General features: G+C 71.6%; 18 protein-coding genes. 9 read left to right on the top strand and 9 right to left on the bottom strand.

Features of this window, described 5'->3' with window-relative positions:
- Positions 1–9: 9 nt before the first annotated feature.
- Positions 10–984 carry a S1C family serine protease gene (locus H7965_RS05370; protein WP_186769517.1) on the bottom strand — a complete coding sequence of 325 codons (975 nt, stop codon included), beginning with the start codon at positions 982–984 and terminating at the stop codon, positions 10–12.
- A 109-nt stretch (positions 985–1,093) separates the two neighbouring features.
- Between H7965_RS05370 and H7965_RS05365 the strand changes: the two genes are divergently transcribed.
- Together H7965_RS05365 and H7965_RS05360 are read left to right on the top strand one after the other, a co-directional pair.
- Positions 1,094–1,732 carry a NeuD/PglB/VioB family sugar acetyltransferase gene (locus H7965_RS05365; protein WP_186769516.1) on the top strand — a complete coding sequence of 213 codons (639 nt, stop codon included), beginning with the start codon at positions 1,094–1,096 and terminating at the stop codon, positions 1,730–1,732.
- 170 nt (positions 1,733–1,902) lie between these two features.
- Complete coding sequence (locus tag H7965_RS05360) at positions 1,903–2,337, top strand: cupin domain-containing protein (RefSeq protein ID WP_186769515.1); 435 nt, start codon at positions 1,903–1,905, stop codon at positions 2,335–2,337.
- An 18-nt stretch (positions 2,338–2,355) separates the two neighbouring features.
- On the opposite strand, the gene H7965_RS05355 is transcribed toward H7965_RS05360, so the two are convergent.
- Both H7965_RS05355 and H7965_RS05350 read right to left on the bottom strand, forming a co-directional pair.
- A complete protein-coding gene (locus H7965_RS05355) occupies positions 2,356–3,945 on the bottom strand; it encodes an ABC transporter substrate-binding protein (protein WP_186769514.1) in 1,590 nt (529 codons plus the stop codon).
- Between the two features lie 120 nt (positions 3,946–4,065).
- Positions 4,066–4,968, bottom strand: a complete 903-nt coding sequence (locus H7965_RS05350; protein ID WP_186769513.1) for a fumarylacetoacetate hydrolase family protein — start codon at positions 4,966–4,968, stop codon at positions 4,066–4,068.
- A gap of 132 nt (positions 4,969–5,100) precedes the next feature.
- Here H7965_RS05350 and H7965_RS05345 point away from each other — a divergent pair, with 132 nt between their 5' ends.
- On the top strand, positions 5,101–5,361 hold the full coding sequence (locus H7965_RS05345; RefSeq protein ID WP_186769512.1) for a hypothetical protein: 261 nt from the start codon (positions 5,101–5,103) through the stop codon (positions 5,359–5,361).
- An 88-nt stretch (positions 5,362–5,449) separates the two neighbouring features.
- Here H7965_RS05345 and H7965_RS05340 read toward each other — a convergent pair whose 3' ends face one another.
- Together H7965_RS05340 and H7965_RS05335 are read right to left on the bottom strand one after the other, a co-directional pair.
- On the bottom strand, positions 5,450–7,498 hold the full coding sequence (locus H7965_RS05340) for a hydantoinase/oxoprolinase family protein (protein ID WP_186769511.1): 2,049 nt from the start codon (positions 7,496–7,498) through the stop codon (positions 5,450–5,452).
- Positions 7,498–9,129, bottom strand: coding sequence for a hydantoinase B/oxoprolinase family protein (locus H7965_RS05335; protein WP_186769510.1), 1,632 nt, complete (start codon positions 9,127–9,129; stop codon positions 7,498–7,500). Before H7965_RS05335 ends, H7965_RS05340 begins: the two co-directional genes overlap by 1 nt.
- A 133-nt stretch (positions 9,130–9,262) precedes the next feature.
- Between H7965_RS05335 and H7965_RS05330 the strand changes: the two genes are divergently transcribed.
- From H7965_RS05330 to H7965_RS05320, 3 genes are read left to right on the top strand one after another with little or no spacing between them, the layout of a single operon-like run.
- Positions 9,263–10,798: a glycosyltransferase family 39 protein gene (locus tag H7965_RS05330; RefSeq protein ID WP_186769509.1), complete on the top strand. Its 1,536-nt coding sequence runs from the start codon at positions 9,263–9,265 to the stop codon at positions 10,796–10,798.
- Between the two features lie 45 nt (positions 10,799–10,843).
- Complete coding sequence (locus H7965_RS05325) at positions 10,844–11,788, top strand: SMP-30/gluconolactonase/LRE family protein (RefSeq protein WP_222440475.1); 945 nt, start codon at positions 10,844–10,846, stop codon at positions 11,786–11,788.
- Positions 11,785–12,555: a fumarylacetoacetate hydrolase family protein gene (locus tag H7965_RS05320; protein WP_186769508.1), complete on the top strand. Its 771-nt coding sequence runs from the start codon at positions 11,785–11,787 to the stop codon at positions 12,553–12,555. The genes H7965_RS05325 and H7965_RS05320 overlap by 4 nt, the downstream gene beginning before the upstream one ends.
- A gap of 40 nt (positions 12,556–12,595) precedes the next feature.
- On the opposite strand, the gene H7965_RS05315 is transcribed toward H7965_RS05320, so the two are convergent.
- The 4 genes from H7965_RS05315 to H7965_RS05300 form a co-directional block, all read right to left on the bottom strand.
- Entirely contained in the window at positions 12,596–13,243 is a 648-nt protein-coding gene (locus H7965_RS05315) for a hypothetical protein (RefSeq protein ID WP_186769507.1), read from the bottom strand.
- A 95-nt stretch (positions 13,244–13,338) separates the two neighbouring features.
- Positions 13,339–14,691, bottom strand: coding sequence for a tetratricopeptide repeat protein (locus H7965_RS05310; protein ID WP_186769506.1), 1,353 nt, complete (start codon positions 14,689–14,691; stop codon positions 13,339–13,341).
- Positions 14,692–14,709: 18 nt separating this feature from the next.
- Entirely contained in the window at positions 14,710–15,975 is a 1,266-nt protein-coding gene (locus H7965_RS05305) for a hydantoinase/carbamoylase family amidase (RefSeq protein WP_186769505.1), read from the bottom strand.
- Positions 15,972–17,090: a CaiB/BaiF CoA transferase family protein gene (locus H7965_RS05300; RefSeq protein WP_186769504.1), complete on the bottom strand. Its 1,119-nt coding sequence runs from the start codon at positions 17,088–17,090 to the stop codon at positions 15,972–15,974. Before H7965_RS05300 ends, H7965_RS05305 begins: the two co-directional genes overlap by 4 nt.
- Positions 17,091–17,154: 64 nt before the next feature.
- On the opposite strand from H7965_RS05300, the gene H7965_RS05295 reads away from it, so the two are divergent.
- From H7965_RS05295 to H7965_RS05285, 3 genes are read left to right on the top strand one after another with little or no spacing between them, the layout of a single operon-like run.
- Complete coding sequence (locus H7965_RS05295; RefSeq protein ID WP_186769503.1) at positions 17,155–18,147, top strand: Bug family tripartite tricarboxylate transporter substrate binding protein; 993 nt, start codon at positions 17,155–17,157, stop codon at positions 18,145–18,147.
- The gene (locus H7965_RS05290) at positions 18,147–19,151 is read left to right on the top strand and encodes an NADPH:quinone oxidoreductase family protein (RefSeq protein WP_186769502.1); all 1,005 of its coding nucleotides are present in this window, start codon (positions 18,147–18,149) and stop codon (positions 19,149–19,151) included. Before H7965_RS05295 ends, H7965_RS05290 begins: the two co-directional genes overlap by 1 nt.
- 9 nt (positions 19,152–19,160) lie before the next feature.
- A complete protein-coding gene (locus H7965_RS05285) occupies positions 19,161–20,612 on the top strand; it encodes an MDR family MFS transporter (RefSeq protein ID WP_186769501.1) in 1,452 nt (483 codons plus the stop codon).
- The last annotated feature ends 26 nt before the right edge of the window (positions 20,613–20,638 follow it).

Below are 20,638 nucleotides of genomic sequence, written 5' to 3'. Positions count from 1 at the left end.
CGCCCGGCCTCAATGCAGCCGGGGCGCCTTCAGGAAGGATCGCCGGTCGATCGAGGCCAGCACCAGCTCCCGCGGCGCCGCCTGGCGGCCGATGGTCAGCCGCACCTTCGATCCCGCATGGCCGCTCGCCCAGACCGCCCGCCACAGGCCGGTGAGGTCCGCCACCCGCGTCCCCCCCACTGCCAGCACCCGGTCGCCCTCATGCAGCCCGGCCTTCTGAGCCGGCCCGCCGCGGGCCATGGAGCTGACCACGACGCCTTCCTCATCCTCCGCCGCGTAGAGGCCGAGCCAGGGCCGCGCCGGCTTGTTCGGCCGGCCGAAGGCCAGCAGATCGTCCAGCACCGGCGGCAGCAGGTTGGCCGGCACCACCATGTTGAGGTCGACCCGCCGCCCCTTGCCATCCTGCTGCTGCATGACCAGCGAGCCGATACCGAGCAGCTTGCCATCACCGCCGATCAGCCCCGCCCCGCCCCAGGAGGGATGCGCCGGCGCGGTGAACAGCGCCTCCTCCAGCATGTACTCCCAGTAGCCGGCGAACTCCTGCCGCGCCGCGATGGTGCAGCGCAGCGCGTGCTTCCGCCCGCCGGCGCTGGCCAGGACGCAGACATCGCCGGGCTCCGGCGCCTCGCCGCCGTCAATCGGCAGCGCCGGCAGATCCAACCGGCCGAGCGCCTGGATCAGCCCGAAGCCGGTTTCGAAATCATGCGCCAGCGCATGGCCGGGAATGGCCCTTCCGTCATGCGTGGTCAGCCAGATGGTCTCGGCCTCGGTGACCAGATAGCCGATGGTGGCGATCAGCCCATCCGGCCGAATCACCACGCCGCTGCCGGTCCGTTCCGTGCCGAGGCTCTGGGCGGTGAAGGCATCCGGCGGGACCATCGCCTTGACGCCCACCACCGAACGCAGAACCGCATCCAGGTCGAAATCGTGCTCGGATGGGTCCGGCTGTAGGTCAGACGGGATTTCCCATTCGCTGCTTGCCATGCCTTGGTGTCCGCTCCGGCGCGCATTGGGGCGCGTATCGAGGTTCGGCGCATTATATCGGCCCGTTCCACGGCTTCGCCAACGCGCGAGATGGGGGTAGGGCGGAGATATGGCGGAGAAACTGATCATTATCGGCGCCGGCGGGCACGGCAGGGCGCTGCTGGAGTTGCTACGGGACCTGGCCGGGCAGGGCGGCGGGCCGGAGCCGGTGGGCTTCGTCGACAGCCTGCCGCGGTTGCCGGAGGTGCTCGGCCTGCCGGTCCTGGGCGATGAGGCGGTGCTGCCCGGGCTGCGCGCCGCCGGCATCAGCCTGGCCTGCGTGGCGATCGGCGCCGCCCCGGTCCGCGCCGCCATCGCCGCGCGGCTGGGGGCGCTGGGCTTCACCCTGCCGCCACTGCTGCATCCCTCGGTCATCCGTGCCGGCAGCGCCAAGGTGGCGGCCGGAGCGGTGGTGCTGCCGCGGGTGGTGCTGGGCGCCGCGGTGCGGGTCGGCCGGCTGGCCATCGTCAACACCGGCGCCATCCTGGAACACGACACGGAGATCGGTGCGCTGGCCCATGTCGGGCCCGGCGCGGTGCTGCCCGGCGGGGTACGGGTGGGGGAGGGTGCCTTGATCGGTGCCGGCGCCGCCTGCCGGCCGCAGGTGGCGATCGGCGCCGGGGCCAGCATCGGGGTCGGCGCCGCGGTCATCGCCGATGTGCCGGCAGGGGCGGTGGTGGCAGGGGTGCCGGCGCGGCCGCTCGGCTGAGCATTCCGCCGCTACCCTGGACGGGGGCGGAGGAACGTCCGGCGCCGTCGCGGTGGGCCCCGGCCGCACCCGGATCGCGCCGCATTTCGCCTTTGCATCGTCGTTCGGCTTTGGCCACGCTCCCTGCCTGCGGTGCCCCGCGGGGCGAACCGCGGGCAAGGAGAAATTGCATGAAGCCGCAGCCTTTCGTCGTCACGCCGAAGAACTACCCGAAGCCGCTCAGCGTCCGCGGCGAGGAGATCACCGTGCTCGCCTCTGGCGAGGCGACCGGCAGCTACGAGATCTTCGTCCAGCAAGGGCCAGAGGGCAGCGGCCCGCCGCCGCATGCGCACCCTTGGGACGAGTCCTTCTACGTCGTCAGCGGCACGCTGGATTTCGGCATCGGCGACGAAGCCTTCATCGCCGGCCCTGGCACGCTGGTGCACCTGCCCGCCGGCACCACCCATTGGTTCCGCTTCCGCGAGGCCGGGCAGATGATCTCGATGACCGACCGTCTGGCGGCTTCGAAGATGTTCACCGACATCGATGCCGCGCGTGAACTCGCGCAGACCGATCCGGCGAAGCTGGCGGAGGTCGCGCTGCGCCATGGCCTGACCAGGCCATGACGGCTGGCGCGGCCCGCCTCACCCCCGCCTGACGTTCCAGAAATAGGGCGAATTTCCCTTCAGCACGCCGCTCAGGCTGTCGCGGTAGGCCGTGCGAATGAAGAACTGGCCGAGCGGCAGCACCGGCACCTGCGCGAAGCTCTCCTGCTGGATCGCGTCGGCCAGCCGCTTCTGCTCCGCCTCGGTGGCGGCCTGCAGCCATTCGGCGGCCAGTGCCTCCACCCGGTCGTTGCGGTACCAGCCGAACCAGCCGCGGTCGCCCTGGCCGCGCAGCGTGGCGTTCACCGCCGGGTTGATGATGGAGATGCTGGGCCACCAGGTGTGGAAGATGTTCCAGCCGCCGCGCTCCGGCGGTTCCTTGCTGGCGCGGCGCTGCACGACGGAACCCCAGTCGGTCTCCACCAGCTCGACATTCATGCCGAGCCGTTTCAGCAGGTCGGCCGTCACCTGGCCCATCGGCCCGATGGTGGGGAAGTCGGAAGGGTTGATGATGACCACCTTCTCGCCCTTGTAGCCGGCCTCCCGCAGCGCCGTCCGGGCGCGGTCGAGATCGCGCCGGCCTTCGAGCGGCGCCGCCCCGGTGCGGCTCTCATAGGGCGTGCCGCATGGCCACATGGAGGGGCAGAGCTTGAAAGCGTCCGTGTCGTTGCCCGTCACCGCGCGCAGGTAGTCGTCCTGGTTCACCGCCAGCAGCAGGGCGCGGCGGATCGCCGGATTGTCGAAGGGCGGGTGCAGGTGGTTGAACCGCGCGACGCCGATGTAGCCAAGGGTATTGGTGATCTCGACCTTCACCCCGCGAGCGCGGCGCAACAGCGGCGTCAGATCGGCGTTGATCTGCTCCCACCAGTCGATCTCGCCGGCTTGCAGCGCCGCTGCGACGGTGGCGCTGTCGGGGATGATGGTCCACTCCACCCGCTCGACATGCGCGAGCTTGCCGCCGGCGGTGCGGGAGGGGGCTTCCTGGCGGGGCTGGTAGCCCTCGAACTTCGTATAGACCGCGCGGCTGCCGGAGACGTACTCGCCGGCGACGAAGCGGTAGGGGCCGGAGCCGATGATCTCGGTCACCTGCTGGAACGGGTCGGTCCGGGCGATCCGCTCCGGCATGATGAAGGGCACCACCGCGGCCGGCTTGGCCAGCGCGTCGATCAGCATCGGGAAGGGAGATTTGAGCCGGATCCGCAGGGTGCGGTCGTCCGCCGCCTCCCAGGCCTCCACCAGGGCGCCAAGCGACTGGCCGAAGGTGTCCCGCCGGCTCCAGCGCGCCAGGCTGGCGGCGCAGTCCTGGGCCCGCACCGGCTCGCCGTCGTGGAAACGCAGCCCGGGCCGCAGCCGGATCAGCCAGCTCCGGCGGTCGTCGGAGACGCTGTAGCCCTCGGCCATCTGCGGCTGGGTCTTGAGGTCGTCGGTCAGGCCGAACAGCGTGTCGAACACCGCCCAGCCATGGTTCTCGGTGACCGCCGCCGTCGTCCAGATGGGATCGAGCGAAGTGAGGTTCGCCTGCGGGACGAAGCGCAGGGTGCGCTCCCGCATGGTCTGGCCGATGGCCGGGCCGGCAAGGCCAGCGGCTGGCAGGGTCGCGGCGGCCTGAAGCAGCGAGCGTCGACGCATGGCTCTCTTCCCCTTCGCATCCCAGGAGAATGGTGCCACTCCGCGGGCCGATCAGGAAAGAGTACATCGTGGCGCCGCCCCCCGCGCCAGACGCGGAGGGCGGGGTGCGCGAGGCCGCGCCTACTGCGCCTTCACCGTATTCTTCAGCCGACCGATGCCATCGACCTCGCACTCGATCACATCGCCCGGCTTCAAGGTCTTCGGCGGCTGCATGGCGTAGCCGACGCCTTCCGGCGTGCCGGTCAGGATCACATCGCCCGGCTTCAGGGTGAAGCCGAGCGAGAGCTGGTGGATGATCTCCTTCACGTCGAAGATCATCTTCGCGGTGTTGCTGTCCTGCCGCTTCTCGCCGTTGACGAAGCAGCGGATGCCGGTGTTCAGCGCATCCAGCTCATCCGCCGGGATGATCCAGGGGCCGAGCGGGCAGGAGCGGTCCAGCGACTTGCCCTTGAACCACTGGCCGTAGCGCCGCTGCAGCTCGCGGCCGGTAATGTCGTTGCCGATGGTCCAGCCGAAGACATGGCGCAGCGCCTGGTCCCGCGGGATGTTGGTGCCCTCGGTGCCGATGATCGCCACCAGCTCGACTTCATAGTCCAGCCATTCGGTCACGCCGATATGCGCCGGCACCCAATCCTCCGGGGCGATGACGGTGTCGGGCGCCTTGGTGAAGAACTGCGGGTACTTCGGCAGCTCCGAATTGGTGATGCCGCGGGTGCGGTCGCCTTCCGCCACATGGTCCATGTAGTTGCGGCCGACGCAGAAGACGTTGCGGCGCGGCCGGGGGATCGGCGCCATGAGGGTGACGCTGCCGGCGGGCAGCAGCGCGGCGGCCGGCGGGTTGGCGGCCAGCGCCTTCACCGCGGCCAGCACCGCGGGCCCACCCTCGATCAGCGCCAGCATGTCGGTGGCGCGGCCAGCCAGGGCACCGGAGCCGGTCGCGGCGAGGTCGAGCACGCGCCCGTCCTCCAGCACGGCGCCGACGCGCGGGCCCTTGGCATCGGTGAAGGTAACGAGCTTGGTCATGGCGGCTCCCCCCGGGAGATGTTCTGCGGGCAGAGGCAAGCCCGGCCGGCGCCGAATGGCAAGCCCCTGGGCCGGCAGGAAACCAGTCATCTTTGGTCCCGATCGTCGGCCGGATCGTTGCAGGAGCCTGCCATGCCGTGCCGTCCGGTCGTCGTGCTCACCGCCCTGTTCGGGCTGTCCGGCTGCGCCGGGGCACCGGACCAGAACACCGGCGGCGAAGGGTGGAGCATGCGCCGCTCCGCCTCCGAATCCCTGGCGCGGCGCGGCTGCAACCATTCGGTGCTCGACAATCCGGCGTTGGCGCAGCGGCTGGTGGCCAGCGGCTTCGCCGGAGGTCCTTCACCGCCGAGGGGCGCGCCGGTGCTCGGCTGCTCGCTGCGGATGGGTATGTAGGGCGCGGGTCGCGCGACCAACCAATAACGCCGGAGGTTGATGGCTTCAGGCTGAAGCAATCAGCCCCCAGCGCCGGGCCGCGGCCGGCCTACCCGACCGCAATATCCAGCCAGCCCCGCGCATCCATCCGCGCTGCGTCGCCCGGGCGCAGCAGCACGGTGGTGGTTGCGCTCTCGACCAGGGCCGGACCGGCCAGCAGCTGATCCGCCGCCAGGGATTCGAAGCGGTAGACCGGCGCAGCGACGGACGCGCCCTCGATCATGATCCGCCGCTCCGCCGACGGCATCGCCGGGCTGCCGCCGGTGCCGTGCCGGGCGGCGGCGGCGCTCGGCAACCGCCCGACCACGGCGACGCGGGCATTGACCAGCACCACCTCCTCCTCCGGCAGGTCATAGGTAAAGAGCGCGCGGTGGCGGGCGTGGAAGGCGGCGCGGAGCTGGCCGGCGAGGTCCGGCCCGCCCCAGGCGATGCCGTCGAGCGGTACGGCGATCTCGAACACCTGCTCGCCATAGCGCATGTCGGCGCTGCGCCGGGCAGCGATCTCGCCCTTGTACCAGCCGGCCATGCGGGCGCGGCCATCCGCCTCCAGCCCGTCGAACAGCCGGCGCAAGGTGGCGTCCTCCGGCAGGCCAGTGGTGCTGATGGCACTCTGCGCCAGTTCGTAGCGCAAATCGGTGTGCAGCATGCCCCAGGCCGACAGCCCGGCGGCGAACAGCGGCACCGCGGCGCGCTTCAGGCCGAGCTCGCGCGCCACGGCCGTGGCATGCAGCCCGGCGGCGCCGCCGAAGGCAAGCAGCGCGCTGTCGCGCGGATCGACGCCGCGCCGCACCGTGGCGACCCGCACCCCATCCGCCATCCGCGCATTGACCAGCGCATGGATGCCGCCGGCGCAGGCCGCGGGGGTGATGCCGAGGGTGGCCGCCAGCGCCGCCACCGCCGCCTCGGCCGCCTGCACATCGAGCCGCTTGGCGCCGCCGAGGAAATTCCCTGCATCGAGGTAGCCGAGCACCAGGTTGGCGTCGGTAACGGTCGGCTCGGTGCCACCCTGGCCGTAGCAGGCTGGCCCCGGCACCGCCCCGGCCGAGCGCGGCCCGACCTGCAACGTCCCGCCCGGGCCGAGGTGGGCGATGGAGCCGCCGCCGGCACCCAGGGTGACGATATCGAGGCTCTCCAGCGCGATCCGCTCGCCGCCGACGGTCCGGCCGCGGCCGAGTGCCGCCTCGCCGCCGACCACCAGGGCGATGTCGGTGGAGGTGCCGCCCATGTCGAAGGTGACGAGATCCTGGCCAAGTCCGTCCGCCGCCAGCGCCACCGCCGCGGCGACGCCGCCCGCCGGGCCGGACAGCGCGGTGCCGACCGCGAGTCGCGCGGCTTCCTCCACCGGCGCGACGCCGCCATGCGAGAGGATGACGAAGAGCGGGCCGCCATACCCCGCCTCCGCCAGCCGTCCGGCCAGCCGCGCCAGGTAGCGCGAGACCACCGGGCCGACATAGGCGTTCACCGCGGTGGTGGAGAAGCGCTCGAACTCCTTGATCTGCGGCAGCACATCGGCCGAGCAGGTGACGAAGGCGCCGGGCATGGCGGCGCGCACCGCTTCGGCCGCGGCGTGCTCGTGCGCCGGCGTGGCCCAGGCATGCAGGAAGGCGATGGCCACCGCATCCACCCCGGCGGCCTTGGCCGTGGCGATCGCCGCCGCAAGCGAGTCGGCGTCGAGCGGAATGGCGGTGCTGCCATCGGCCCGCAGCCGCTCCCGCACCGGCAGCCGCAGCCGGCGCGGCACCAAGGGCGCTGGCGCCGGCATGCGCAGGTCGTAGCGTTCCGGCTTGAGGCCCTCGCGCATCTCAATGACGTCGCGGTGGCCCTCGGTGGTCAGCAGCGCCAGGGTCGCGCCCTTGCGTTCCAGCAGGGCGTTGGTGGCGACGGTGGTGCCATGGACGATGCGTTCCGCCTGCGCCAGCAGGGTGGCCAGCGGCAGGCCCAGCGCCGCGGCCAGGTTGGCGAGGCCGGCGATGACGCCTTCCGACTGGTCATGCGGGGTGCTTGCCGCCTTGGCCAGGGTCTGGGTGCCATCGGCGGCGATGCCGACCACATCGGTGAAGGTGCCGCCGACGTCGATGCCGATCCGGTAGCCGGTCATCACAGCAGCCCCTCCACCGCATCGCGCGCCCGCGCCGCGGGGTCACGCTTCTCCGGCGGGCCCCAGCCGCCGCCGCCGCCGGCTTCCACCAGCAGCCGGTCGCCGGGGTTCACCTGGATGCCGACCTCCTTGGTACGCAGCACGCGCTCCGAGCCATCGGCGTGGCGCAGCACGTAGTGGTGCGGCTTGCCGTCCTCGCCGCCACACATGCCGGCAGCCCCGTGCCGCACGCCATCGCCGGCGGTGTTGGCCTGGCAGGGGCCGTCGCTCTCGATCAGCATTGACAATTGGCCGCCGAGCCCGCCGCGGTACTGCCCGTCGCCGGCCGAGCCGGGGCGGTATTCATGCGTCTCGAACAGCAGGGGGAAACGCGCCTCGGCCATTTCGATGCTGCCGAATTTCAGCCCTCCGGCACTGTGCCACTCGCCGCTGGTGGACCAGCCATCGCCGCCCGAGCTGCCACCGCCGCCCGGCCGCGCCTGGAACAGGTGCCAGACGAAGCGCCGGCCGGGGCGGCGGGCGTCCTGGCCGGTCAGCGCGACGCGGAAGCGCCGGCTCCAGCCGCCCATGGCGCGTTCGGGACAGCAATGCTGCAGGGCGCGGATGATCGCCTCGACGATCTCGTTCGAGCAATGGGAGGTGCACATGGTCACCGGCGCGCCGGGCTTCGCCCAGACCACGGTGCCCTCCCGGGCGATCACCTCCACCGGGCGGAAGGCGCCGTCATTCTTGGCGACGTCGGGGTCCAGCAGGAAGGCGAAGGCCATCGCCACGGCGCTGCGCATGTTGGGGTAGCTGGAATTGACGAAGCCGGTGGTCTGCGGGTCGCTCTCCGAAAGGTCCACCGTCAGGCTGTCGCCGCGCTTGGTAACGCGGGCGCGAATGGCGATGTCGATGCGGTCGAAGCCGTCGTCGTCGAGGACGGCCTCGCCGACCCAGCTTCCGTCCGGCCACTCGCGCAGGATGCGCCGCGCATGCGCCTCGGACAGGTCGAGGATGGCGGAAACCGCCGTATCCAGCCCGTCCGCGCCGTACTTCGCCAGGAGCGGCTTGAGGCGCTGCTCGCCGAGCCGGGCCGAGCCGATCATCGCCATCAGGTCGCCGGTGAAGTCGCGCGGGATGCGGGTGTTGGTCGCCAGCATGCGGATAAGGTCCTGCCGCAGCTCTCCACCCTCGCCGAGGCGGATCGGCGGGACGCGTAGCCCTTCCTGCCAGATCTCCGTCGCACCCGGGTTGTAGCCTCCGTGGGTGGCGCCACCGATGTCGCTGTGATGGGCGCGCACCACGGACCAGAAGCGGAGCGCTCCTTCCGCGAAAACGGGAAGGACGATGGTGAGGTCGGGAAGGTGGCTGCCGCCGAAATAGGGGTCGTTGAGCAGGAAGGTGTCGCCCTCCCGCGGCGCCGGGAAGGCTTCGGCGATGGCCCTGGCGGCCCAGGGCATGGCGCCGACATGCACCGGGATATGGTCGGCCTGCGCCACCAGCCGGCATTGCGCGTCGCACAGCGCGATGGAGAAGTCGCGGGAGGAGTTGAGGATTTGGGAATAGGAGGTGCGCAGCATCGCCTCCCCCATTTCCTCGACGATGGCGCGCAGCCGGTTGTCCAGCACGGCAAGGGTCACAGGGTCCATGGGGTGACGGTCGGCCGGGTTGGGCGCCGCCGTCAAGCCGCGCCGGGCTGAAGCGCGGGGTTTACCTGTCGGCGCCGCATGATAAGGGGGCGGGCAGGGGGCATCACGCATATCGCATGACCAGCACCGGGGCATGATCACCACCAGGCGCGCGGCGCCCGAGGCAAGGCGGCTGGCCTGGGCGCTCGGCGTGCCGCTCGGGCTGCTGCTGGCCACGCTGGTGCTGCGGGCGCTGGGCTTCGTCAATGCGGTGATCGACACGGATGAGGGGCTGTACCTCGTCCAGGCCCGCGAATGGCTGCGCGGCGGCTGGCCGCTGGTCGCGGTCTGGGACATGCACCCGGTCGGCGCGCCGGCGATGTTCGCCGCGGCGCTGGCCGTGTTCGGCGAGCGCTTCGAATCGATCCGCATCCTCGCCGTGATCTGCGTCACCCTGACCTCCTGGGCGCTGTTCGGCGCGGTGCGGGCGGCGGGCGGGCCAAGGCTGCTCGGCCTCGGCGCCGGGCTGGTCTATGCGGCGCATTCGGTGCGGCTCGGCGGCCTTGCCTCCAATACCGAGATCCTCTTTGCGCCGATGGTGACGGCGGCGATGGCCCTCGGCCTGCACGGCGCCGCCCGGGCGCTGCGCCGCGACAAGCCGCCGGAGTGGTGGGCGCTGGCGGCGATGGGGCTGCTGATCGGCTGCGCCATGGCGATCAAGCCGGTGGTGGCGCCGGAGGGGTGCCTGGCCTTCGCCCTGCTGGTCTTCCCGGCGCTGTGGCGGCGGGTGCTACCCTGGCGCCGCGCCCTCGCCATGGCCGGCGCCTATGCGCTGCTGTGCCTGGTGCCGTCCCTGGTGCTGGCGGTCGCCTATTGGCTGCATGGCGCGTTGGACGCCTTTCTCGACGGCAGCTTCCTGGCGCCCTTCCGCTACAGCCTCGGCCGGCTCGGGCCGCTGGATTCATTCCACCGCATCCTGGTCACCGCGCTGACCCTGCTCTGGCCGCTGTTGCTGGCCGGGCTGGCGCTGGGGCGCTGGGGCGCGCGCGGGGGAACTGGCGGGCTGCTGGCCCGCATCGCGCTGCTGTGGTTCGCCATCGGCAGCATCGCTGTGGCCGGGCCGGGCTTCTTCTACCCGCACTACTTCCTGATCTGGCTGCCGCCGCTCTCCATCCTGGCGGCGCTCGGCGCCTGGCGCCTGGCGGGGATGCTGCCGCAGCCCTGGCGCCGCCGTGGCTTCGCCGCGCTGGTGGCGGTGGTGGTGGTGGGGTCCTGGCGCGCCGACGCCACCTTCCGTGTCGACCGCGGCATCGGCCTGTTCGCGCCCGATCCGGTGCGCCAGGTGGCGGCCGAAGTGCGGGCACGGATCGAGCCGGGCGAGACGATCTTCGTCGTGAACTACCATCCGGCGGTGTATTTCCTGGCCGAGGCCGGGCTGCCGACGCGCTTCGTCTTCCCGGCCCACCTCACCGGCAAGGAGTTCGTCAACGTTGCCGGCATGGACAGCGACGCCGAGGTCGCCCGCATCCTGGAAACCTGGCCGCGCGTCATCGTCATCGACCGCGGCTGGTGGCCGCGGCTGCGGGAGACGGTGGCGGCGATGCTGAACGAGGTGCTGGGCCGCGACTACGAGCTGGTGGCCGAGGTGGCGGAGGAGCGCGGCCCGGTGGAGATCTGGCGCCCGCGCTGAGGCTGTCGCATCATCGGCCAACACCAAACGGAGGACACGGAGCCCATGAGCAGCACGCCCGAGATGCGCATCCTGGCGGAAGGCCTGCGCTTTCCCGAAGGCCCGATCGCCATGGCGGATGGCAGCGTGGTGCTGGTGGAGATCGCCGCCGGGCGGCTGACCCGCATCGCCCCCGATGGGGCGAAGACGGTGGTGGCGACGCCGGGTGGCGGGCCGAACGGCATTGCCATGGGGCCGGACGGCCAGATCTTCTGCTGCAACAATGGCGGCTTCGTCTGGCATGAGGAGCCGGGCATCCTGCGCCCGGCCGGCGTCGCGCCGGATTACACCGGCGGCCGGATCGAGGTGATCGACCCCGCCAGCGGCAAGGCGAAGACCCTCTACGACCGCTGTGGCGAGCACAAGCTGAAGGGCCCGAACGACATCGTCTTCGCCCCCGCCGGCAGCCCGGGGGAGGGCGGCTTCTGGTTCAGCGACCTCGGCAAGGTCCGCGCCCGCGACCGCGACCATGGCGGGGTCTACTGGGCGGCCAGCGATGGGTCGAAGATCGTCGAGGCGGCGTATCCGATCTTCGGTGGCGCCAATGGCATCGCCCTGTCGCCGGACGGCCGCACCCTCTATGCCGCGGAGACCGAGACCGGCCGCTTCTGGGCCTGGGATGTCGAAGGGCCCGGCGTGCTGAAGAAGGACCCCTGGCCTTCCACCAACGGCGGCCGGCTGCTCTGCCAATTCCCCGGCTACCGCCGGCTCGACAGCATCGCCACCACGGCAGCCGGCAACATCTGCGTCGCCACCCTGATCTCCGGCGAGATCACCACCCTCTCACCTACCGGCGAGATCCTCAGGGTGGTGAAGATGCCGGAGCGGATGCCGACCAATATCTGCTTCGGAGGCAAGGATATGCGGACCGCCTACGTCACCCTCTCGCTCACCGGCAAGCTGGTGGCGCTGGAGTGGGACGAGCCCGGCCTGGTGCTGCCCTACGCATGACGCTGTGGGTGCGATACGCGCGGGATGGCGCGGAAGGCTTCGGCACCTTGGATGGCGAGAGCATCGCCATCCATGCCGGGGAGATGCTTGGCGGCGCGACGCCGACCGGCGAGAGCCTGGCGCTGGGCGAGGTGCGGCTGCTGGCGCCGGTGCAGCCTGGTGCCTTCATCGGTCTCTGGAACAATTTCCACGCGGCGGCGGCGAAGCAGGGCAATGCCATCCCGGAATTCCCGCTGTACTTCCTGAAGAATCCGCGCTGCGTCATCGGCTCGGGCGAGCCGATCCGCCCGCCTGCCGGCTATGCGGGCAAGGTGCTGTACGAGGGCGAGCTCGGCCTCGTCATCGGCCGCCGCGTCTGCCAGGCCGATGAGGCGGAGGCCGCGGCGGCGATCTTCGGCCTGACCTGCGTGAACGACGTGACGGCGCTCGATCTGCTCACCGCCGATGCTTCCTTCCCACAATGGGCGCGGGCGAAGGGCTGCGACAGCTTCGGGCCGATCGGCCCGGCGATCGCCACCGGGCTCGACTGGTCGGCGCTGCGGGTGACCGTCGCGCTGAACGGGCGGGTGCGGCAGGATTACCCGCTGGCCGACATGATCCTGCCGCCGGCGCGGATCGTCTCCTTGATCTCGCGGGAGATGACGCTCCATCCCGGCGACGTCATTGCCTGCGGCACCTCGGTCGGTGCGCTGCCGATGCGGCCAGGGATGAACGTGGAGGTCGCCATCGCCGGCATCGGTACCCTGGCCAACCCCTACGCGCCCTGAACCCGGGCGGGCGGTGCGCCCGTCCGGGCCCGATGGCTGTTCAGAGGCCGAGGGCGGCGAGCACGGCCTTCTTCGCCGCTTCCTTGCCGGTCTTCACCGCCAGCGACTTCAGCTGGTCCTCCCAGCGCTGGCTGGTCGGCCAGCCGATGTCGCCGCCGGCGGTGCGGTCGAAGTAGATCAGGCATTCATTGGCCTTCTCGTTGAACAGCGCCACATTCTGCCCGGCCTGGACCGGCGTGCCGGCGGTGCCGCCGAGAATCTTCCACTCATAGACCGGCGTCTTCGACCAGCCGAGGTTCACCCCGACGGTGCGGTTCTCGTGGCGCACGAAGGACGGGTCGCCGCCATTGCCGAGCGCGATGGTCTCGGCGTAGCGCAGCGCGCCATCGTCGCTGCTCTCGCGGGCGAAGAACCAGCGCGTGACCTTGGCGGCGGTCTTCGCGGATGCGTCGTCGGTCCAGCCGAGATTGATGCCGAAGCGCTGCTTCTCATGCTGCAGGTATCTGTCGAGCTTCAGCCCCCGGAGGTTGAAGTTCCGCTCCGGCCTGCCGTCGAATTTGCGCTTCGGCTGCAAGGTGCCGGCGGCGCCGATCATCCATTGCTTCAGATCGTTCGCCAGGCTTTCGACCGCCGCCGCGGGAATCACGGCAGCCGAGGAGAATGCTGCTGCTGAAAAAATCTGGTTCATTTTCTGGCTCCCATGGCGCAGTTCTTGCGCCATGGGGCAGGATGCAATGTCGCGCCGTGGAGGGCTGTGCGCTGGAACACGCCCCGGCGGCAGGCTCAATGGGCAATGGCCCGCGCCGCCTCGGCATAGCCGACACGCCGTTCCGGCGGCACCGCATGGCGGCCGGCGACGCGTTCCAGCAGCATCCGCGCATCCTCCCGCAGCCCGGCCTTCATCGCGCTGTGCAGGAAGAGTTGTTCCAGCACATCCTGCTGCGCATGGCTGCCGCCGAGCCGGTACATCCCGCCCAGCGCCGGGCGCATGACCGCGACGGCACCGGCGAAATCGCCCTGCGCGTGCTTCGCCACCGCCTTGCAGACCGGCAGCGCGTAGTCGCGCACCAGCGGCGCGGTGGTGCCGGCATTGCTGGCGGCGAAGTCGCGCATCGCCGCCAGCATGCGCTTCGCCGCATCCCAGCGCCCGGTCGCCGCCAGCGCCATCATCCAATGCGGCAGGGTGAAGGCGGAGAGGCAATCGCCGATCCGCGCCTCCGCCTTGTCGGCCAACTCCACCCAGCGGGCGCCGCCGTCTATGCCATGCAGCGACAGGCGGAACAGCATGGAAGCGGCGTTCTGCACATCGATGTAGAGGTCCGGCTGCGCCTGGGTCACCGGGCTGCCGAGGTCGCGGAAGCGGGTGTCGTACAGCGCCAGCACCTGGTCATGCTCCCGCCGTTCCAGATGGTACATGGCGCGGTGCCACCACAGGTGGTGCATCAGGTTGTTGCCGCCCGCCCAATGCGGCTCCAGCGCCGCGATCCAGGCGATGCCCTCGCCGCGCCGCCCCTGCATCTCCAGCACATGGGCAACCGCATGCGCCGCCCAGAGGTCGCCGGGGTCGAGGGTGATGGCGGCGCGGCCGGCGGCTTCCGCCACGGTGTAACGACCGCATTCCTCATTGGCGAAGCTGCGGCAGGCCAGCACGCTGCCGAGGCCGGGCATCCCCACCTCCCAGCGTGGCGCGACGGCCTCCACCGCCTCCAGCATGGCATCCGCCCGGCCGAGCCAGAAGGCGCAGAAATGATGCAGGCGGAAGGCGAGGAGGTCGTGCGGATGCGCTGCGAAGATGGCGTCCCAACCCGCCAGCGCGCGCTCCATCTCGCCATCCGCCCAATGGCCGAGGGCGGCGACATGCGCCTGCTCCCGCGGCGTCGCCCGGGCGGTGCAGCGCGCGGCGGCGGCGATCGCCTCGCGCGCCGGCGGCAGGAGGTCCCGCTTGTAGCCGAGCAGCATGAAGGCGCCCTTCAGCACATGCCCCATGCCGAATTCCGGGTCCGCCTGCAGCACCGCCTTCAGCCGCAGCGAGGCGTCGAAGCGGTATTTCAGATAGCCCTCGGTGGCATGGTCGAAGGCCCGCGCCGCTTCCGGATTGTCGGTGGAAAGCGCGAGGCCCCTGATGTCCTGCTGCATGTCCAGGCTCCTGCTGTGTCAGCCCTCCGCCGCGATCCATTCCGCCAGCACCCGGATGGCGGCCATGAGGTCGGCGGTCTCCATCGCTTCGTCCGGGTTGTGGCTGCCGTTGTGGTTCCTCACGAGGAGCATGCCGGTCGGCACGCCGGAAGCGGCGAAATTATTCGCGTCATGGCTGCCCGGGCTGTTCAGCCGCGGCGCGTCCAGGCCGCAGCGCACGGCGGCGGCGGCCAGGCCCGCGGTGATCGCCGGGTCCATCGGCCCGGGCGCCGCGGCACTGCGGGCGCCGAGTTCGATGGTCACGCCGCGCCGCGCCGCAACCCGCGCCACGATCTCGGCCAGCCGCGCCTCCAGCGCCGCCAGATGCGCCGCCTCATAGGCCCGCAGGTCGAGGCTCAGCTCGAAGCTGCCGGAGACCATGGTCAGGCTGTGGTGGCCGGCGGGCGTGTGGAAGCGGCCGATGGTCACCGCCATGGGGCGGCCGGTGGCCTCCTCCTCCAGCCACATCCGTTCCAGCTCCAGCGCCAGATCGGCGCCGGCCAGGGCGGCGTCGCGGCGGAAGCGGTGCGGCAGGCCGGTATGGGCGTCCGCGCCGGTGATGCGGATGAAGGGGTGACGGAGGTTGCCGGGGTTGGCGAGGCAGACTGCCACCGGCGCCCCCGCTTCCACCAGCTGCGGCGCCTGCTCGATATGCAGTTCCAGATAGGCGCCGATCGCCGCGGGGTCGCGCAACGGCGTGCCGGCCCGCAGCGGCGCAGGGTCGCCGCCGCAGGCGGCGATGCTCTCGGCCAGCGTCTTGCCGCCGCGGGCATGCGGCAGGTCGAGCGCGCCCTCCGGCAGCCGTGCCAGCATGCAGCGGCTGCCGATCAGCCCGAGGCCGAACCACACCGCCTCCTCGCAGCGCAGCGCCAGCACTTCGATGGCGGCGCGCGGGCGGAGGCCGGCGGCCTGCAATGCCGCCACCGCGCCGATGCCGGCGATGACGCCGGCGGCGCCATCGAAATTGCCGCCCTGCACCACGCTGTCGAGGTGCGAGCCGATGAGGATGGGCTTCGCCGACGGATCGCTGCCCTCCCAGCGCAGGCTGAGGTTGGCCCCGGCATCGGTCGAAGCGGTCAGGCCCAGCGCCCGCCCGGCCCCGGCGATCAGCGCCTGCGCCTGGTTCTCGCCGCGGCCATAGGCATCGCGGGTGATGCCCGGCGGGTCGCGGCCGATCTCGGCGACACCGTCCAGCAGCCGCTGGACCAGGGGTTGCTGGGCGGCGACCGCCGCCTCGATGTTCAAAGCCCGATCTCCCGCAACACATCCTCGGTATGCTCGCCGAGCGCCGGCGCCGGCACGCTCCAGGGCCCGAGGCCGGGCAATTGCGGGAAGGGCAGGGTGCCGAGTCCCGGCTGTGCCAGCGGCACCGCCGCGCCCACTGCCTGCACATGCGGATCGGCCAGCCAGTCGAGCGGCGAATTCACCAGGTCGCAGAGCATGCGCGCCGCCTTGAACCGCTCCGACCATTCGGCGGCGGTACATTGGGCGAAGATCTCCCGCAGCATGGGCAGCAGGATGTCACGGTGCTCGGCGCGACTCGGGAAACCCTGGAAGCGCGGGTCCTCGGCGATCTCCGGCCGCTCCATCACCTGGCAGAACAGCACCCATTCCGGCTCGCGCAGGAAGGCGACCATGAACCAGCGGCCGTCGCTGCCCTGGTAGGTGCCGGCCGGCACGTTGGACAGCGGCGGCACCCGGCCGAGCAGCCCGGCCTCGGCGACATTGAAGCCCATCAGCGCCGCCGCCGATTGCATCAGCGAGACATCCAGCACCCGCCGCTGCGGCGGCGCCCCGGCATGGCGGTCCCGCGCCTGCTCGGCCAGCGCCGCCTGCACGGCGATGCAGGCGGAAAGGCCGGTGGTCATATCCACCGCCATGAGCTGCCCGGTGCGGTGCGGGATGCCATCGGCGCCGATGTTGAGCGACACGAGACCGGTATAGGCCTGGGCCACGCCATCGGTGCAGGGCCGCTCCGAATTCGGCCCCTGCTGGCCGAAGCCGGAGATGGAGAGGAAGACCACATCCCGCTTCCCCGCCTCCGGCACCAGGCCGATGCGCTTCGCGACGCCCGGGCGGAAGGCCTCCAGCATCACATCCGCCTTCGCTGCCAGCTTCTGCATCGCCGCCCGCCCGGCCTCGGTCTGCAGGTCGAGCATGACGCTGCGCTTGCCGCGGTTGAAGCTGACATGCATCACGCTCTGGCTGCCCTCGCGGGTCGAGAGGCCGCGCGACCAGTCGCCGGCCGGCGGCTCCAGCTTCACCACATCGGCGCCGCAGGCGGCGAGCAGGGTGGCGCAATAGGGGCCGGCGATGCCCTGGCTGGCATCCAGCACGAATAGCCCCGTGTATGGTTTCATCTCGTTCCCCCTGATCGCTTCGGCGCCTATCCTGCCCGGAACCGGGAATGAGGGAAGGGCGGGAATGATCATCACGCGACGCCGGGCGCTGGCCGGCATGCTGGCGGCGCCCATCCTGGCCCGGAGCTCCGCCCAGGCCCGGAGCTCCGCCCAGGCCCAGGACTGGCCGAACCGCCCGGTCCGCTTCGTCGTTCCCTACCCGCCGGGCGGGCCGACCGATATCCTCGGCCGGGTGGTGGCGCAGCGGCTGGCCCAGGACCTCGGTCAGTCCATGGTGGTGGAGAATCGCGCCGGCGCCTCCGGCGTCATCGGCTCGGAGGTGATCGCCCGGGCCGCGCCGGATGGACAGAGCTTCCTGATGAACGCCTCCATCCATGTGATCATCCCGCACCTCAACCGCAGCATGCCCTACGATGCGATGGCGGATTTCACCCCGGTGACCAATATGGCGATGGTCCCGCTGGTGGCGGTGGTGAATCCGGCGCTGCCGGTCCGCAGCATCGCCGAGCTGATCGCCCATCTGAAGGCGAATCCGGGGAAGGTGTCCTATGCCTCCTCCGGCAATGCCTCGGCGTTGCACCTGGCGGGGGAGATGTTCAAGCTGATGACGGGAACCGACATGGTGCACGTGCCCTATCGCGGCGCCGGACCCGCGGTGCAGGACCTCATCGCCGGCAACATCCAGCTGATGTTCGACAGCATCCCGAGCAGCGCCGCCGCGGTGCGCGCCGGCCTGCTGCGGCCGCTGGCGGTGACCACGGCGAAGCGCGTCGGTGCCTACCCCGATCTGCCGACGGTGGCCGAAGCCGGGGTGCCGGGCTTCGACATCGCCACCTGGTACGCCATCTGGGCGCCGCCGCGCACCCCGGCGCCGATCACCGCCCGGCTGCAGCAGGCGGTCGCCGCCGCCGTCGCCGTGCCGGAGGTGCGGGAGCGGCTGGCGGTGCTCGGCGCCGAGCCGGTGGCCGATTCGCCGGAGGATTTCGCCGCCTTCTGCCGCCGTGAATACGACCGCTGGGGCCAGCTGGTGCGCGAAGCCCGGCTGACGCTCGACTGATGCGCGCCCTGGTCTGCGAGAGCTGGCGCGACTTCGATGCGCTCGAGCTGAAGGACATTCCGCCGCCGCCGCTGCGGCCGGGCGGGGTCCGCATCAAGGTGGCGGCGGCCGGCGTCTCCTTCGCCACCGGGCTGGTCGTTGCCGGCAAGTACCAGCGCAAGCCGCCGCTGCCCTTCACCCCGGGCACCGAGGTGGTGGGCACGGTGCTGGAAACCGCCCCCGATGTCGCCGATCCGCTGCCGCCGGGCACCCGGGTCTTCGCGGTGCTGGACTGGGGCGGCATGGCGGAGGAGGCGGTGGCGGATGCCATTCATGTGGTCGCCATTCCGGATGATTTGCCGCTGGCCCCCGCCGTCGCCCTGCCGATCAGCTACCCCACCGCCGCCGCGGCGCTGCTCTGGCGGGCCCGGCTGGCGCCCGGGCAATGGGTGCTGGTCCAGGGGGCGGCGGCCGGCGTCGGGCTGGCCGGGGTGGAGGTCGCCCGCGCCCTCGGCCTGCGGGTTATCGCCCGCTGCGGTGCAGCGAAGCGCGGGGTGCCGCTGTCCCGCGGCGCCGACCTCGTGCTCGACAGTGCCGGGCCCTTCAAGGAAGCGGTGCTCGCGGCGACCGGCGGCGCCGGCGTCGGCGCGGTGCTGGACACGCTCGGCGGGCCGGTCTTCGATGAATCGCTGCGCTGCCTCGGCGATGGCGGCACGCTGGTGACCATCGGCTTCGCCGCGGGCGGCATCCCGCAACTGCCCCTCAACCTGCTGCTGTTGAAGAACATCGGCGTCGCCGGGCTGAACTGGGGGGCCTATGTCGGCTGGTCCCCCGGCGACAACCGGCAGCTGCACGCGCCGCGCGCCCGGGCCATCTGGGCACAGCTGGTCAGCTGGTGGGCGGCCGGGGCGCTGCGGCCGGAGGTGCATGCCAGCTTTCCGCTGGATGAATTCCGCGCAGCCATGGCCGAGGTGACAAGCCGTCGCGCCGCCGGCCGGGTGGTCCTGCTGCCCGGAGGGGCGTAGGACAGGGGCATGAGCGAGACCGCCGCCGCAGCGCCGGGCGGCCCCCCGGCGAAGACCGACCATCGGCTGACTGCGGCGATCGTCGCCAGCGCGCTGTTCATGCAGAACATGGACAGCGCCGCGATCACCACCGCCCTGCCCGCCATGGCGCGCGACCTGGGGGTGGAGCCGGCCCGGCTCGGCGTCGCCATCACCTCCTACCTGGTGGCGCTGACGGTGTTCATCCCGGTGTCAGGCTGGATGGCGGATCGGTTTGGCGCCAAGCGGGTGTTCATGGTGGCGATCGCCATCTTCACCTGCGCCTCGGCGCTCTGCGCCCGCTCGACCGGGCTGCCGGAGCTGATCGCGGCGCGGGTGCTGCAGGGCTTTGGCGGCGCCATGATGGTGCCGGTCGCCCGGCTGCTGCTGCTCCGCCAGGTCCGCAAGGACCAGATGCTGAGCGCCATGACCTGGCTGACCGTGCCGGCGATGATCGGGCCGATCAGCGGCCCGCCGCTCGGCGGTTTCCTGACCGATGCCTTCGGCTGGCGCTCGGTCTTCCTCATCAACCTGCCGATCGGCGTGCTGGGGCTGGCGCTGGTGGCATGGAAGATTCCCCGCATCCCGCCCGGCGACCCCGGCCCGCCCGACCTGCCGGGGCTGGTGCTGCTCGGCCTCGCGCTGGCGCTGTCGATGTTCGGACTGGAGACGCTGGGGCGGGGGGTGATGCCGACAGGGATACCGGAGGCGGCGCTGGTGCTCGGGCTGATGTTCGGCTGGGCGGCGATCCGGCATTGCCGGCAGGCCAAGCGACCGGCGCTCGACCTCTCGTTGCTGCGGATCCCGACCTTCAATCTGGCGGTGCTGGCCGGCAGCCTGTTCCGCAGCGGCGCCGGTGCCACGCCCTTCCTGGTGCCGATGCTGCTGCAGGTGGGGTTCGGCAAGACGGCATCGGAAGCCGGTCTCGTCTCCTTCGCCACGGCGCTCGGGGCGCTGGCGATGAAGCCGCTGGCGCGGCCGATCCTGCGTCAATTCGGCTTCCGCCGGGTGCTGATCGGCACCGGGCTGCTGTCGGCCTTGGGGGTGGGGGTGGCGGCGGGCTTCACCCCGGCCTGGCCGCTGCCGGCGATCTTCATGCTGCTGGCGCTGGGCGGGCTGTTCCGCAGCCTGCAATTCACCGCGCTGAACACCCTGGCCTTTGCGGATGTGCCGACCGCCCGGCTCTCCGCCGCGACCAGCTTCTCCGGGACGGTGCAGCAGCTCTCCCCGGCGCTTGGCGTGGTGCTGGCGACGACGGCGCTGGAGATGAGCGCGAGCCTCTCGGGCCACCATACCGCGCAGGTGCACGACTTCGCCGTGGCCTTCCTGGTGGCGGCGGCGGTGGTGGCGGCCTCAACGCCCTTCTTCGCCCGGCTGTCGCCGGAGGCGGGGGCGGATGTCAGCGGCCATGCGCTGGTGGTGAAGCGGGCGCCGGCGGAATAGAACGGCGCCCGGCGGGCTCACGGCAC

The sequence above is a fragment of the Siccirubricoccus deserti genome (assembly GCF_014283215.1).
Taxonomy (GTDB): domain Bacteria; phylum Pseudomonadota; class Alphaproteobacteria; order Acetobacterales; family Acetobacteraceae; genus Siccirubricoccus; species Siccirubricoccus deserti.
Note: the sequence above shows the minus strand (reverse complement) of the source record. Positions and strands in the feature narration are given on the sequence as shown.

Coding starts and splice junctions, on each gene's coding strand:
- H7965_RS05325 (WP_222440475.1), top strand. CDS start 10,844: ATGAGCAGCACGCCCGAGATGCGCATCCTGGCGGAAGGCCTGCGCTTT.
- H7965_RS05330 (WP_186769509.1), top strand. CDS start 9,263: ATGATCACCACCAGGCGCGCGGCGCCCGAGGCAAGGCGGCTGGCCTGG.
- H7965_RS05370 (WP_186769517.1), bottom strand. CDS start 984: ATGGCAAGCAGCGAATGGGAAATCCCGTCTGACCTACAGCCGGACCCA.
- H7965_RS05345 (WP_186769512.1), top strand. CDS start 5,101: ATGCCGTGCCGTCCGGTCGTCGTGCTCACCGCCCTGTTCGGGCTGTCC.
- H7965_RS05335 (WP_186769510.1), bottom strand. CDS start 9,129: ATGGACCCTGTGACCCTTGCCGTGCTGGACAACCGGCTGCGCGCCATC.
- H7965_RS05310 (WP_186769506.1), bottom strand. CDS start 14,691: ATGCAGCAGGACATCAGGGGCCTCGCGCTTTCCACCGACAATCCGGAA.
- H7965_RS05350 (WP_186769513.1), bottom strand. CDS start 4,968: ATGACCAAGCTCGTTACCTTCACCGATGCCAAGGGCCCGCGCGTCGGC.
- H7965_RS05290 (WP_186769502.1), top strand. CDS start 18,147: ATGCGCGCCCTGGTCTGCGAGAGCTGGCGCGACTTCGATGCGCTCGAG.
- H7965_RS05355 (WP_186769514.1), bottom strand. CDS start 3,945: ATGCGTCGACGCTCGCTGCTTCAGGCCGCCGCGACCCTGCCAGCCGCT.
- H7965_RS05365 (WP_186769516.1), top strand. CDS start 1,094: ATGGCGGAGAAACTGATCATTATCGGCGCCGGCGGGCACGGCAGGGCG.
- H7965_RS05340 (WP_186769511.1), bottom strand. CDS start 7,498: ATGACCGGCTACCGGATCGGCATCGACGTCGGCGGCACCTTCACCGAT.
- H7965_RS05320 (WP_186769508.1), top strand. CDS start 11,785: ATGACGCTGTGGGTGCGATACGCGCGGGATGGCGCGGAAGGCTTCGGC.
- H7965_RS05295 (WP_186769503.1), top strand. CDS start 17,155: ATGATCATCACGCGACGCCGGGCGCTGGCCGGCATGCTGGCGGCGCCC.
- H7965_RS05285 (WP_186769501.1), top strand. CDS start 19,161: ATGAGCGAGACCGCCGCCGCAGCGCCGGGCGGCCCCCCGGCGAAGACC.
- H7965_RS05360 (WP_186769515.1), top strand. CDS start 1,903: ATGAAGCCGCAGCCTTTCGTCGTCACGCCGAAGAACTACCCGAAGCCG.
- H7965_RS05300 (WP_186769504.1), bottom strand. CDS start 17,090: ATGAAACCATACACGGGGCTATTCGTGCTGGATGCCAGCCAGGGCATC.
- H7965_RS05315 (WP_186769507.1), bottom strand. CDS start 13,243: ATGAACCAGATTTTTTCAGCAGCAGCATTCTCCTCGGCTGCCGTGATT.